13 protein-coding genes are annotated in these 14,771 nt (G+C 41.4%); 5 read left to right on the top strand and 8 right to left on the bottom strand.

From position 1 onward, the window contains the following. Window position 1 precedes the first annotated feature (1 nt). The 4 genes from EZV76_RS11120 to EZV76_RS11105 form a co-directional block, all read right to left on the bottom strand. Complete coding sequence (locus EZV76_RS11120) at window positions 2-190, bottom strand: CcoQ/FixQ family Cbb3-type cytochrome c oxidase assembly chaperone (RefSeq protein ID WP_136566636.1); 189 nt, start codon at window positions 188-190, stop codon at window positions 2-4. Window positions 191-311: 121 nt separating this feature from the next. Continuing rightward, complete coding sequence (ccoN, locus tag EZV76_RS11115; protein WP_136566635.1) at window positions 312-2,492, bottom strand: cytochrome-c oxidase, cbb3-type subunit I; 2,181 nt, start codon at window positions 2,490-2,492, stop codon at window positions 312-314. A gap of 2 nt (window positions 2,493-2,494) precedes the next feature. Continuing rightward, the gene (gene ccoS, locus EZV76_RS11110; protein WP_136566634.1) at window positions 2,495-2,704 is read right to left on the bottom strand and encodes a cbb3-type cytochrome oxidase assembly protein CcoS; all 210 of its coding nucleotides are present in this window, start codon (window positions 2,702-2,704) and stop codon (window positions 2,495-2,497) included. A gap of 71 nt (window positions 2,705-2,775) precedes the next feature. After that, on the bottom strand, window positions 2,776-5,148 hold the full coding sequence (locus EZV76_RS11105; RefSeq protein ID WP_136566633.1) for a heavy metal translocating P-type ATPase: 2,373 nt from the start codon (window positions 5,146-5,148) through the stop codon (window positions 2,776-2,778). A gap of 121 nt (window positions 5,149-5,269) precedes the next feature. Here EZV76_RS11105 and EZV76_RS11100 point away from each other — a divergent pair, with 121 nt between their 5' ends. From EZV76_RS11100 to EZV76_RS11090, 3 genes are all read left to right on the top strand, one after another. Further along, a complete protein-coding gene (locus EZV76_RS11100; RefSeq protein ID WP_136566632.1) occupies window positions 5,270-5,959 on the top strand; it encodes a Crp/Fnr family transcriptional regulator in 690 nt (229 codons plus the stop codon). 78 nt (window positions 5,960-6,037) lie between these two features. After that, a complete protein-coding gene (locus EZV76_RS11095) occupies window positions 6,038-6,943 on the top strand; it encodes a universal stress protein (RefSeq protein WP_136566630.1) in 906 nt (301 codons plus the stop codon). A 49-nt stretch (window positions 6,944-6,992) separates the two neighbouring features. Continuing rightward, window positions 6,993-7,928 carry a threonine/serine dehydratase family protein gene (locus EZV76_RS11090; protein WP_136566629.1) on the top strand — a complete coding sequence of 312 codons (936 nt, stop codon included), beginning with the start codon at window positions 6,993-6,995 and terminating at the stop codon, window positions 7,926-7,928. An 18-nt stretch (window positions 7,929-7,946) separates the two neighbouring features. Here the strand turns inward: EZV76_RS11090 and EZV76_RS11085 are convergent, their stop codons facing one another. The 4 genes from EZV76_RS11085 to EZV76_RS11070 form a co-directional block, all read right to left on the bottom strand. Continuing rightward, entirely contained in the window at window positions 7,947-9,398 is a 1,452-nt protein-coding gene (locus EZV76_RS11085) for a sensor histidine kinase (RefSeq protein WP_136566627.1), read from the bottom strand. 47 nt (window positions 9,399-9,445) lie between these two features. After that, window positions 9,446-9,841, bottom strand: a complete 396-nt coding sequence (locus EZV76_RS11080; RefSeq protein ID WP_136566626.1) for a response regulator — start codon at window positions 9,839-9,841, stop codon at window positions 9,446-9,448. Window positions 9,842-10,206: 365 nt separating this feature from the next. After that, a complete protein-coding gene (locus EZV76_RS11075) occupies window positions 10,207-12,150 on the bottom strand; it encodes a heavy metal translocating P-type ATPase (protein ID WP_136566625.1) in 1,944 nt (647 codons plus the stop codon). A gap of 44 nt (window positions 12,151-12,194) precedes the next feature. Further along, complete coding sequence (locus tag EZV76_RS11070; protein WP_136566624.1) at window positions 12,195-12,611, bottom strand: Fur family transcriptional regulator; 417 nt, start codon at window positions 12,609-12,611, stop codon at window positions 12,195-12,197. An 829-nt stretch (window positions 12,612-13,440) separates the two neighbouring features. On the opposite strand from EZV76_RS11070, the gene EZV76_RS11065 reads away from it, so the two are divergent. Next, window positions 13,441-13,695, top strand: coding sequence for a hypothetical protein (locus tag EZV76_RS11065; protein ID WP_136566623.1), 255 nt, complete (start codon window positions 13,441-13,443; stop codon window positions 13,693-13,695). After that, window positions 13,688-13,852 carry a hypothetical protein gene (locus EZV76_RS17070; RefSeq protein ID WP_161594409.1) on the top strand — a complete coding sequence of 55 codons (165 nt, stop codon included), beginning with the start codon at window positions 13,688-13,690 and terminating at the stop codon, window positions 13,850-13,852. Before EZV76_RS11065 ends, EZV76_RS17070 begins: the two co-directional genes overlap by 8 nt. Window positions 13,853-14,771: the final 919 nt, after the last annotated feature.

The following is a 14,771-nucleotide window of genomic DNA, read 5'->3' as shown; positions in this document are numbered from 1 at the left end:
ATTATAGTTTGTTTTGTTGATCATTATGGTCCAATGGCAGTTCCCCCATCTCTTTTATGTGCTCCTTGGAGGCAGTAAATACCCACCAAAAAAGAAGAACAAAAAACAAGAAGAAGATCAAGAGGGAAACCATGGGGTAGTTGGCCACCCCTTCTATAGTTTCCATATGGTTCTTTACAAATTTCAACATGGTTATGTTAGATTTTAGAGACAAGAATCAAGACGTAAAACTTTAAAGTCATCTTAATTTTGGTCTTGCTTCTTGACTCTTGATTCATGATTTCTTTTTACTCTTTATTTTCTGATAACAGTTATTCCGCTTCCTTGATTTTGATATCCGTACCCAAACGTTGTAAGTAGGCTATTAGCGATACGATTTCACGGTCTCTCATCTCTACGAAGTCATCTCCATTTTCCTGAGCGTATTTTTTATCGGCCTCATAGGTCTTTACAAACTCTGGATCGGCATATAGGTTCTTTTCTATTTGCTCTGCTTGTTCTGCCATGGATTGTTGTGCGTTGGCGATATCTTCTTCGGTGTAGGGCACGCCCAATTTTACCATGGCCTCCATCTTGGCTTGAACACCACTACGGTCATGCTCATTTTTAACCAACCATTGATAGGCTGGCATGATGGAACCTGAGGAAGTACTCTGCGGGTCCAACATATGGTTCAAATGCCAATTGTCTGAATATTTACCTCCAACTCGAAGCAAATCGGGCCCTGTACGTTTACTACCCCATAGGAAAGGGTGATCGTACACAAACTCACCTGCCTTTGCATATTCTCCATAGCGCTCCACCTCGCTCCTGAATGGTCTTACCATTTGGGAATGACAGCCCACACATCCTTCACGAATGTAGAGGTCACGCCCTTCAAGCTCCAATGGTGTGTACGGTTTAACACTGGTAATGGTCGGGATATTTGATTTTACCAATATGGTTGGCACAATCTGAACAATTCCTCCAATTAAAATAGCAATGGTAGCCAAAATGGTCAATTGGACGGGTTTTCTTTCCAACCAGTTGTGGAAGGTTTCCCCAGCTACACGTTTTTTGGACACTCGTTCCAAGGCAGGAGCCTCGGCCAACTCATCCTCAACACGGCTACCGGACTTAATGGTTACCACAACATTGTATATCATCACGAACATTCCCAAAATAAAGAGGCTACCTCCTATGGCCCTCATCCAATACATTGGGATAATCTGGGTTACGGTCTCCAAGAAATTTCCGTAAACCAATGTCCCATCCGGATTAAATTCTTTCCACATCAAAGCTTGCGTAAATCCGGCCACATACATGGGCAGCGCATAGAGTACAATCCCCAACGTGCCTATCCAAAAGTGAAAGTTGGCCAATCCTTTGGAATACAGTGTGGTCTTGAACATTTTAGGAACTAACCAATAGATCATACCAAAGGTCAGAAACCCGTTCCATGCCAATGCTCCAACGTGTACGTGTGCAATGATCCAATCACTGAAGTGGGCAATCGCGTTCACATTTTTTAGGGAAAGCATGGGACCTTCAAATGTTGCCATACCATATCCGGTAATAGCCACAACCATAAATTTTAAAGTAGCATCGGTTCGTACTTTGTCCCAAACACCTCTTAAGGTCAATAGTCCATTGATCATACCCCCCCAAGAAGGCGCAATCAACATAACGGAGAAGACCACCCCAAGGTTTTGGGCCCAATCAGGCAGAGATGAGTATAACAAGTGGTGCGGTCCGGCCCAGATATAAATGAATATCAACGACCAGAAGTGCACAATGGACAATCGATAGGAATAGATAGGCCTATTGGCCGCTTTGGGCACAAAGTAGTACATCAATCCCAAGAAGGGCGTAGTCAAGAAAAAGGCCACCGCATTGTGTCCGTACCACCATTGTACCAAAGCATCCTGTACCCCAGCATAAACGGAGTAACTCTTCAATGCAGATACAGGCAGTTCCAAACTATTGAAAATATGTAACACCGCAACCGTTACGAAGGTTGCCAAATAGAACCAGATGGCCACATACAGGTGCCGTTGTCTACGTTTTAGGATCGTGCCTATCAGGTTCCATCCAAAGACCACCCAAACTACAGCAATAGCCAAGTCAATAGGCCATTCCAATTCGGCATATTCCTTTGAGGTGGTATACCCTAATGGAAGGGTAATGGCGGCCGCCACAATGATCAGCTGCCAGCCCCAGAAATTTATGTTGCTGAGCGCATCACTGAACATCCGTGCTTTTAGCAATCGCTGGGTGGAATAATAAACCCCTGCAAAAATGGCGTTCCCCACAAAGGCGAAAATTACAGCATTGGTATGCAAGGGACGTAAACGCCCAAAACTTAGCCAAGAAACACCATCCGTGAGATTGGGGAACAAAAACATGAAGGCCAATAAGAGCCCTACCAACATACCTACCACACCCCAAAGCATGGTAGCGTACAAGAACTTTTGAACGATTTTGTTATCGTAGCGAAACTGTTGAATTTCCATATTTATTGGTTTGTACTTTCTGTTTGTTTGATTTTTTCTTTATTGTGAGCGTGTTTGTCCGAATCCTTGAGAAGCTCATCTTCAAAGAGCATTCTTACCGAAGGGGTGTATACATCATCATACTGCCCTTTTTTTACCGAAAACACAAATGCGGCAAAAAAGCAAAGGGCCACAGAAATGCTTATGGCCAACAAAACATAAATAACACTCATACCTTACTGAATTTAGGTGTAAAACTACTATGGTAATCTTCCTCAAAAAATGACATATATCAGCTTTCCTATTATTTTAATTTCTTTCCCAACAAATTCGTGCATACCGTGGTAAAAGCCACAATGCTTACGGAACTCAACGGCATCAAAATGGCTGCTATCACGGGTTGTAATTGACCCGTTACGGCAAAGTACAGTCCCACGACATTGTAGCACAACGAGAGCATGAAACTCAATTTAATGACTTGCATGGATTTCTTGGACAATTGCAAAAAAACAGGCAACTTGGTCAAGTTGGATGCATCCAAAATACCATCACAAGCGGGCGAAAACACATTGACGTTCTCCGACACGGCCACCCCTACATTGCTCTGGGCCAATGCCCCCGCATCATTTAACCCATCCCCAACCATAAGCACATTATGGGATTTTTGTGTTTTTTCTATACACTCCAATTTATCTTCGGGCTTTTGGTTGAACAGTATATGGGCTTGGGGCGGAAGTATCTTTTCCAGTTGTTTTTGCTCTCCATCATTGTCCCCGGACAATATTCCCACTTTATATTGAGTGCCCAATTCATCAAAAAGTTCTTTTACACCTTCCCGATAGGTATTCTTGAATACAAATCGACCTTTTACATCTTCATCTGAACTAACATAGACCGCCGTATGGGTTAATTCCGAGGATGCTTCTTTCCCAACGTAGGTGGCCGAACCCACTTTCATGGAGTGTTGGTTTACTTTTCCCTCGATACCCTTGCCGGTATGTTCCTGGAATTCATCCAAGGTCATTATGGCGTTGGATTTAAGAATGTCGTACAACGAACGGCTCAAAGGGTGATTGGATGCCCTGAGTGTGGTCTTTAGAAGAGCAGTCTCATCCTCTGTCAATTCCACCCCTTCATACAAGATAGTCTCTTGTTGATTGGTGGTCAAAGTACCGGTCTTATCAAAAATGGCCATGTCTATTTGGGCCAAACGCTCTATGGCATTCGTGTTCTTGAGGTAAAATTTATGTCTTCCAAATATGCGAAGCATATTCCCCAATGTAAATGGGGCCGCCAAAGCGATGGCACAAGGACAGGCAATGATCAATACTGCTGTGAAGACGTTGAGCGCCATACTGGAATCATGGAACAGCCAAAAAGCTGTTGCCAGAAAAGCAATGGTAAGCACAGCCACGGTAAAACGTTTGCCAATGCTATCGGTGAGTGTCTGGAATTGACTGGCCTTATCTTTGGAAAAAACCGTATTCCCCCACAATTGGGTCAGGTAGCTTTGCGAAACGGATTTTAAGACTTCAACTTCCAAAACCCCCGATTGCTGTTTCCCGCCGGCAAAAAGTTTTTCTCCAGACTCTTTAAAAACTGCTTGGGATTCTCCCGTCACAAAGCTATAGTCAACCTCAGCAGTTCCCTTGATCAAGATACAGTCCACTGGTATGATTTCCTGACTGCGAACCAAAATACGATCACCTTTCTGTATTTTATGTATTTGGATGTTCTCTTCATTTCCATTGGAATCCAATCGGGTGACCGCAATGGGAAAATAGGATTTGTAATCGCGCTCAAAGGAAAGATACGCATAGGTTTTTTGCTGAAAAAACTTTCCAAGCAATAGGAAGAAAACAAGCCCGGTAAGACTATCAAAGAATCCTGAACCCAAATCCAAGGCTACATCCACGGTACTGCGCAAAAAAAGCACGAGAACCCCCAAGGCAATGGGCACATCTATATTCAAAAGCTTGGAACGCAATCCCTTGTAAGCCGAAATAAAATAATCTTGCGCAGCATAAAAAACCACAGGCAGGGAAAAGGCGAACATTAACCAACGGAACACGCCTTTGTATTGATCCAACCAAAACTCCTCCACCTCAAAATATTCGGGAAAGGAAAGCAGCATTACATTGCCAAAGGCAAATCCGGCAACGCCCAATTTGTAAATGAGCGACCTGTCTACCACATTCTTCTTTCCTTCCAAGGTTTCCAAGGATATATTGGGTTCGTATCCAATACTTCCCAACAGCAACACCAAGGTCTTTAAAGAAAAATCTTCCGTTTTATAGGTAACCCTAATAGTTTTCTTGGGAAAGTCAGCTTGGGAGACTGTAATCGCCGAATGTAGACGGTTCAAGTTTTCCAACACCCATATACAGGAGCTACAGTGAATTGAAGGAATCATTAAACTCACCACCTGCACTCCCTCTTCATTGAACTCCACCAACTGTTCTACAATTTCCTGATTGTCCAGAAAATCGTATTTACCGCGCAGTTCATTGGGTGTGGTCCCTGCTTTTGCTTCTATCTCATAGAATGCTGTAAGGCCATTTGATGAGAATATTTCGTAGACGGTCTTGCAACCATTGCAACAAAATTCCTTTTCATCAAACTGCACCCCGTTCTTCCCACATTCATCCCCACAATGATAACAGGTTGTGTTTGCCATTTACATTTGCTTTACCTAGTGCAAATTTGTAATACTCTTCTTCCTAAAAATATGATATTTATCAGTACATCCTATTATTATAAACCTTAAATTTGAGGAGTCAGGTAAATCAGTCAACGGTATGGAAAGCAGATGTGAAAATTGTATTGTACGGCAATTCAACTCCTTGCGTGCCATGAGCAAGGAAGAGTTAAAACAAGTTTCAGATTCCAAAACCACCAAAGTTCTAAAAAAGGGGGAGTCCATTTTTGGGGAAGGTGATAAACTCAATGGGGTTTATTGTGTTCGTAGCGGGGTTTCCAAACTCTCCAAACTCAGTGCCAACGGCAAAGATCAGATTGTAAAATTAGCCTCGAAAGGTGAGGTTATCGGACAACGTTCCGTGATTGCCGAGGAGAGCACCAATCTTAGTGCCATTGCCGTAAGCGATATGGAGGTTTGCTTTATTCCCAAAGAGAGTATTACCCATACTCTTCAGAAAAACCCAGACTTTACCTTGGAAGTGCTCCGCCACATGGCCCATGATTTAAAAGAGGCCGATGATGTAATCGTCAACATTTCCCAAAAAACCGTAAAGCAACGCATTGCCGAGGCCTTTTTGTATCTGAAAAAGAATTTTGGCGAGGACAAAGATGGCTTTTTGGCCTTGACCCTTTCCCGGGAAGATATATCAAATGTGGTTGGCACCGCTACGGAATCGGCCATCCGGATTATTTCCGAGTTCAAGAAAAAAGGTCTTATCCACACCTCGGGGAAAAAAATCGGTATCAAAGACGAAAAAAAACTATTGGAGATGGTCGAAGGTTTTTAGCATCTCCTAAAACCTGATATTTATCATAGTATCCCCTGGGCTGCACGCTTAATTTTACCTTATATAAAAGCTGCCCAGATGCAAAGGATTCTAATACCTACGGATTTTTCGGAAAATGCATGGAATGCCTTAACATACGCCATGCAGCTGTTCTGCAACAAGCAGTGCACTTTTTATTTGTTGAATACATACACCCCCATAATTCCAAGTAGTAGGTTTATGGCCAAAATGGTGGATGGGGAGCGTATTGTTGATGCGGTTCGTGATTCTTCCGAGTTGGGACTGCAAAAAACTGTGGAGCGCATCCAAAAACAGTTTAACAATCCCTATCATCAATTTGAAACCATCAGCTCCTTTAACTTACTCTCTGAAGAGGTAAAAGAGATTGTGGACACATTCAATATCGATTTGGTGATCACAGGAACCAAGGGAGCCTCCGGTATTGAAGAAGTTTTCATGGGAAGCAATACTGTACGGATTATAAAGAGTGTAAAAAAATGTCCCATTTTGGCTATACCCCGCCATTTTAATTTTATTTCACCTACGGAAATTGCATTTGCCACCGATTTTAACCGGTTCTACACCACTTCAGAACTTGCCCCTTTGTTGGAAATGGCCAGAATGTTCCAAGCCACTATTCGAATCGTTCATGTACAATACACCATCAAAGCTTTATCGGAACTCCAGCAGTTCAATTTGAATATGCTACGCAGATATTTAAAGGATGTTGAGCATTACATTCATACTGTATCCGAACTTCATTCTGTTTCAAAAACTTTGGAAATATTCTCTAAGGAGCTCGATATTCATTTATTGGCAATGCTCAACTACCAGCATAGCCAAATGGAGAAAATGACCCGAGAGCCCATAGTTAAAAAAACCGCCTTCCACACCCAGATTCCGCTATTGGTCATTCCCGAAATAGGCATGGAGGGAACAACTACCAAAGCCAAAACAAGGGAACATTCCTTTCCTTCATCATAAATTGATTGGAGGTCGCTATCTTTATGCCATTGTACATCAAAGAAATCGAATGGATAAGCACCAACTTATTGAATGCCATGAACGGATAAAACCCTATATCCACAACACCCCCGTGCTTACCTCCCACCTTATTGACCAAATGGTGGGCGCATCCGTTTTTTTTAAGTGCGAGAACTTCCAAAAGATGGGCGCCTTTAAAATGCGTGGGGCTGCCAATGCCATTATGCAACTACCCAAAGCATTGCAACAAAAAGGAGTGGTTACACATTCTTCAGGAAACTTTGCCCAAGCACTTTCTTTGGCCGCACAAGGTCTAGGTGTGAAAGCTTTTATTGTGATGCCCAAAAATGCACCACAGGTAAAGAAAAATGCCGTGAAGGGCTATGGTGGTATTGTCATTGAATGCGACCCAACCCTAGAGGCAAGGGAAAGACAAGCAAGAATGATAGAAGAAGAACATGGTGCAACTTTTATACATCCTTCCAACGATGACAATGTGATTTTGGGACAGGGAACTGCCTGCAAAGAGCTATTGGAAGTCTATCCCAACCTTGATTATGTTGTTGCTCCCGTAGGCGGTGGCGGATTGATTGCCGGAACCGCCCTGGCCGCACATTATTTTGGAAATCCCTGTCAAGTAATAGGTGGAGAGCCCCTAGAAGTGGACGATGCTTACCGATCCTTGCAAAGTGGCACAATTGAAACCAATAGCACCACAAATACCATTGCGGATGGGCTAAAAACCCACTTGGGTGACCGTAACTTTCCCATTATCCAAAACTATGTGAGCCAAATTATCCGGGTCACAGAGGATGAGATCATTGAGGCCATGCGGATGATTTGGGAACGGTTGAAAATTGTCTGTGAACCCTCAAGCGCTGTCGCTTTGGCTGCAATTTTTTCTAAAAAGCTTCAGTTTAAAGGCAAAAAAATAGGGGTTATTGTTTCAGGTGGAAATGTGGATGTAAATAATTTACCCTTTTAAGCAAAAGTCGCTAATCTTTTATTTTATAAAAGACACTAAAAACGTGCTGCCTATATCTTTTTCGCTTTTTATCTCAATTTTTCCATCCATGGCCTCCACTTGGGTCTTCACCAAATACAATCCCAGTCCCTTCCCTTCTGTTGCCCCACTTAACCTTCCGTACATATCAAAAATTTTCCTTTCGCGCTCTGGGGTCAAATCCATACCAATACCGTTATCTGAAACATTTAAAATTATCGCATCCTCTGTTTCCTCAGTAAAGATGTCAATAATTGGAGCAACTCCATCTTTGCTATAATGGATAGCATTTAGAACAAGATTGTACACAATATTCACCAAATAGCCTTTGAGCCCAAATATGGTGTCCGCTTTCGAAAAATCTGTTCTAATATCGGCTTTGGACTTGCTTATATCCTCAGCCAACAAAGCATCCACATCTTTCATGACATGGCTCATACTGATTTTCTTAAACTGCTCTTTGCTTGCATTTTTAAGCGAAAGTGAAAGGCTAAGGTCTTTAATGGTCTGATCTAGGGCTTCGGTGGTTTGCTCTATTTTTCTGAGCAAATCATCGTTCATTTCATCCTTGCCAAATTCATAAATCTTGGACAGCATCAACAGGTTGGATATAGGCCCTCTTAAATTATGGGATATGATTCTGATGAAGTTTTGAAGTTCGTTATTTTGTTGAACAATCTGTTGATTGGCCAATACTTCCTTGGTCACATCCAGAGTAATGCCCGCAATTCTTATGGGCTCATTATCGGTATTGTAAAATGCCCGTCCTTTATGGTGTAGGTATCTTACTCCCCCATCTCTTACAATAATCCTATTGGTAATGTCATGGGGCAATTTTTCTTCCATGCAACGCTTTACATCCTCTATGAATGCCTCGCGATCTTCACGATGAATAAGCTCCACCAAAGCTTCTGAATTGGCCTTGAACTCGCCTGGGACTTGGTCATAAATTTTGAACACCTGATCGGACCAAGTGATTTCGTTCTTCAAAACATCATAACTCCAATGCCCCATGTTGCCAATTTGCTGGGCTTCCTTATATTTTCTTTCGACCTCCTTTAATCTGATTACATTTTCGACTTCCTTTGAAATGCTCTTTTGCCAAACACAACATCCGACCACAGCTCCAGAGGCATCCATATAGGGTTGGAAGAAAAATTCAAGAACTTCCGTACCATCGTTGTCCCCTACAGACTGCCTTGATGTGGTAGCATATCTATCCAATGCCCGGTCACAGCCTTGCTCACAAGTTATAAAAAAAATACTTTTCCTGTAATAGGGTCTTAAATCGATTCCTATATGGGGGTCTTTGTGAAACTCCTTTTTAAACCTCTCACTGAACGGGGCGTTGAAAGCAGTTAGCAGAAAACTTTTATCCATGGCCCATACAGCATCATTCTTTGCTTTAAGGGCTTCCTTGTCATTGTTTATTCTTACCTGCTTTTCTTTCAATGCTACGGGTTTTCACAAAGGGGAACTATGTGATTCTTCTAAAGCATTTACTTGGCTTTGTATGAGCCCTGCAAATAGTCTTCCAAATGTTCAATGCGTAATGGCTTTGTAATAAATTCCTTTACATATGCTTTGTATTTCTCCGCTTCCTCGCGATCGGCCTCTGATTCGGAAGAAGTGACCAATAGTACTTCATTGGTTTCCGGAAAACTTTCGAGAGCCATAAATTCCAAGAATTCAAAGCCACTCATTTCGGGCATATTAATGTCAAGCAGTATAAGTGTTTTCGTGTTGGGATTATCCCTAAAACGAAGATCATCCAGAGCCAATTCGGGATTTGTAAAACTTTTGATCCTATCTTCCAATCCTAGTTTTCTAAAATGGATTGCATTCACGGTGTTCACCAGGTCTTCATCATCGACCAAATAGATTTCCTTGTACATGATTTTGGTAGTAATATGAGTTTTGTTTGGTTTTTTGGTAATTTATGTTAAATATCGTAAAAAAACGATAGTTCACGACTATGAGAACATTTTTTGAAGGGAATTATTGTCGCCCTAATGTAAGAAAATTGATGATGGTCAATTGATAAAAGTCAATTATCCATAGGGCATACACGCCATTTATCTCACTCGAAAACACATAACCAACTACTAATCAATAATTAAAGTTTGAACAGACACGTTCCCACATGAAAAACAAAAATAGATTATAAAGGGTCAGTCGTTTAACGGTAGTGTAAGAATTTTTTCTTGGCTTTTAGTTTATCCAAGGTTCCGATTTGACTTCTTTCTATTCATTTGTCAAATTATTTCCATTCCATCCTCTGCAGTCTAATCGCATTTAGGATGGCCAATAAGGCCACACCCACATCAGCAAAGACAGCTTCCCACATGGTAGCAAGTCCACCGGCGCCCAAAATAAGGACCAACGCCTTTACGCCAAATGCCAATGCAATATTCTGCCAAACAATATTGCGTGTGGAGCGCCCAATTTTTATGGCTCTGGCTATTTTACTGGGTTGATCGGTTTGAATGACCACATCGGCAGTTTCAATGGCCACATCACTGCCCAAGCCTCCCATGGCCATCCCCACATCACTTGCAGCAAGCACGGGAGCATCATTGATGCCATCTCCCACAAAGGCCACCTTGGTATCTGGGTCTTTCTTGAGCTTCTCAACCTCTTTGAGTTTATCTTCGGGAAGCAGCCCTCCCTTGGCCCAATTTAACTGGAGTTCCTTAGCCAGTTTCTGGGTGATGGAATCCTTATCCCCGGAAAGCATACCAATTTTTGGGACACCCGCCTTCCGTAACTGTTGAATGGCTTCACGGGCATCTTGCTTGAGCTCATCGGCAATTATAACGTATCCGGCAAAACGACCTTCAATAGCCACCAAGACCATGGACTCTACTATTTCTTCCAGTTCTTGGGGTACTTCAACATGGTTTGAAACCATCAAAGCCCTGTTCCCAACCCATACGGATTTTCCATTCACAAGTCCTTTTAAACCCTTTCCTGCAATTTCGGTAACCTCGGTGGCAGTATTAGCTTCACCTTTAAGCTTATATTCCATGATAGCTTTAGCAATGGGGTGGGTGGATTGCCTCTCCATGGCCATCAGATACTTCATAAAATCATTTTCCTCCAACGAAGCATAACTTACCACCTGCTTTATCTTGAAGACTCCTTTGGTCACGGTTCCAGTTTTATCCATCACCACGGTATTTACTTTTGCCATCGTATCCAAGAAAGAAGCTCCTTTAAAAAGAATACCGTTCCGCGAAGCGGCACCCAATCCGCCAAAATATCCCAAAGGGATGGATATAACCAATGCACAGGGACAGGATACCACAAGAAATATCAAAGCCCTGTACAACCAATCCCCAAACACATATTCGTCCACAAAAAAGTAGGGCAGAAATGTAAGTCCAATGGCCAGAAAAACTACAATAGGGGTATAAATCCGGGCAAACTTTCTAATGAAAAGTTCTGTTTTTGATTTTCGCGCGGTGGCATGCTGCACCATTTCCAAGATTCGGGCTATGGAGCTGTCCTTGAATACCTTGGTTGCTTGAATTTCAATTACTCCATCCAAATTAATGCTTCCAGCATACACCTCTTCATCCCTTTGAAGCGTCTGGGGTTTGCTTTCACCGGTTATGGCCGCGCTATTCAAAGATGCCTTGGAAGATAGTAACACGCCATCCAAAGGTACTTTTTCCCCAACACGCACTTGAATGCGCTCCCCAATCTGCACCATTTCCGGGTTTACCGCAACAAAATTCCCATTCCGAAACACCAAGGCTTCATTGGGACGCACATCCAACAAGGCCTTTATATTTCCTTTGGCGCGTTTTACCGCCGCTTCTTGAAACAGTTCCCCTACGGCGTAGAACAACATAACCGCAACACCCTCTGGATATTCCCCAATGGCAAATGCCCCCAGTGTGGCTATGGCCATCAGGAAAAACTCCGTGAAGAAGTTTCCTCTTTTGATACTGTTCCATCCTTGTTTTACTACCGGAAATCCTACGGGCAAATAGGCAATTATATACCAAACTACCCTTGTCCATCCTTTAAAAAAAGGAACGTTGTCAAAATAATCCGCGGTTATGCCCAATAAGAGCATTACAAAACTGAAGAGTGCGGGCAGATAGGTCCTAAAATCGGAGGTCTCTCCAGAACAACAGTGATCGTGATTGTGATCGTGGTCTAAACTTCGCAGCTGATTTTTTTTCTTTTGTGCCATATGGGCCGCAAGTTCCCAAAAACATTCATGCAACGGAAGTGCATTTATTTTCCGCTACATTTATCGCACAGCCCTTTCAGCACCACATTGGCGTCTTCGGCCACAAAGCCTTCTGGAAGATTGATGTGTGGTATTTTATGTTCCGTCAAACAAACGGTCTCATTGCAACGAACACAGTGAAAGTGGAGATGTAGGTCTTGCTCCAATTCACAATTGCAGCCAGGTTCGCAAAGTGCGTATTTTTTGGTACCCGTGCCATCATCAATTTGATGTACTACACCCTTCTCTTCAAAAACCTTCAAGGTGCGATATAGAGTAGTACGATCTGCCTTGTCAAAAGCATTTTCCACATGCGTCAACGAAACGGCAGCATCTTGACCCATAAAGTATTGATAGACCAACATCCGCATTGCTGTGGGCCGGACTAGTTTGTTCTCTAATATGCTTTCTATTTTTTCCATGGCAGACACCCAAAATTAACCATTTTCGGGGAGTGGTGTCTTAAGACCTATCAGGGATTTCTGGAATAAGGAGGTAGAACGCTACAATTTTACAACTTCATCAATTACATACAATTTGATTAAATCAACAAATCATTTTTGTACAATATATAGCACACTATAAATACAGTAACAATTAATACTCCCAATGAGCCATAGATTTGGTTTTTGTAACTTTTCATATAGACTAGGTTTAGTTTAGGTTCTAAATATACATATTATAGCATATTTTGTACATATTATCCTTGATTTATGTAAACTTTTTCATTCACATCATTCTTTAACCAATATCCTAATCCATTCATAAATAAAACTTGTAATTGATGAAATTACAGATAGGTACTTACCCATAATAAAGGCCCCAATGGGCAAAAAAATTTACAGCGATCCAGACCGCAAAGGAGCGATTAAACAAGTGACCAAAGGTAAAAGATATTATCAGACAGGTTGTAAAGGTTCGGGGTCTGGAAAATCACAGGGGACTTCGATTTGCCTATCACCACCCATTTGTTGGTTACCGTATAGTGTTTGGGTCTTCGTACAGTTATCATCATCCGAACAGGAAAAGCAAAACGCAAGTACCGCGATTAAAAGTATTTTTTTGGTCATTTTGAGAAAGTCTGGTCCTCAATAATAATAAATAACCTCATAATGTCTGACAAAAAAGTTTACAAAAGGTAACAGAATTGGAGTAAATGATTGATAAGAAGTCCTTTGATGTCTACATGAAGAACAATGGCCCTCAAATGAATTGATTGACTATATCTATTCACAAATCAGCAAAGCATACATGGACAATGATATGGATGAATCAATCTACAATGACATTCTGGTTGACACTTTCCCCAAGTCTCCTGAACTCAAGCATAAGGCCGAAAGAGTCAGAAACCTTACCTATAAGATAATAAGTGCATGCATACACAATTACGTAAGGGAAAAGACCGGGTTGAGCAGGGCTACCATGTACAGGGACGATTACACCCTAGCCATCAAATTGATCAAAGGTAAATTAGATGTAATGGCCACAATGGCACGAGATGTATAAACAACATATCCAAATAAACAATCTTCAATTGACGAAGGAGGAATTTGAACAATTGCCCAATGAGGTCATTCTTCAAAGCGAAACTCTGATCACGGATTTTAAGGTCTCATCTAAAGAAAAGAATGGCAAATTGGGAGACTGGACATACCTGCTTTAAATTTCGTGGAAACCTTTTGCGACATTACCATAAATATTGAGAATATTTGAAAAAATAGGATGCAAAACATTTTGAAAACCATCATATTTTCAAAATACAATATCAAAAATTGCATTCCCCCTAAAATTTAGGGGGTGTTTTTTTTATCGTAATAAAAATCCAATCAAACACCTTGCATTTTATAATCCAAATAGCCAATATATCTATCTTTGAATCAACGATAAAGTTCATTTTCATTATGCGATTTACAATCACAGATTTCTAACGAATATTTCAGGTTTTTCTTGAAATTATACTGGTTCGTCCAGTTTTGTTGAATCATAAATTGCATACCTATGGAAGTGAGTGTATTGTTTCAGGCAATAATCACAGGTTGCAGTATATGTTCTTTGGGCATTCTACTATTCGAAAGAAGGAAGAGAGTCCGGTTTCACCTTAAAAACGTAATGGATACTATCAAACGTGCCATTAAAAAAATAAAGAAGCCTTAAGAAGAGCAAGTAGTGTCTGTGGTTGTTAGAACCCTCCGAGTCTGTTTCCGCTGCTTGGGGGGTTTTCTACTTGATAACATTAAGACTTCTCCAGCAACATTTTGCGTAACAAATATAAATTATACCTGATAACTGCAAAATATAAACGATTTTTTTGCCATGACAATTTAGAATACCCTTACATATTCCATTATTTACAATTCCAACTATATTAAATTATCATTTGAACAAAATGATGATTGTTAAATTCAAAACTATTTAATGAACTTTTTGTTCAGAACTGGAAACGCCGGACATAGTATACCACCCTCGCCGGGTTAAAGTGACCATAGCTGGCCGGACGAAAGTGACCCACCCGCGCCGGGCCAAAGTGGACCACCTTTAGATTAGATCTATCTGTAAAAAGTCTAAGTGCTTTTTTTGTTAAA

Origin of the sequence: Flagellimonas alvinocaridis (genome assembly GCF_004916895.1) — a bacterium.
GTDB lineage: Bacteria > Bacteroidota > Bacteroidia > Flavobacteriales > Flavobacteriaceae > Flagellimonas > Flagellimonas alvinocaridis.
The sequence above is the reverse complement of the archived record's forward strand: the minus strand, read 5'-3'. Positions and strand labels throughout refer to the sequence as shown.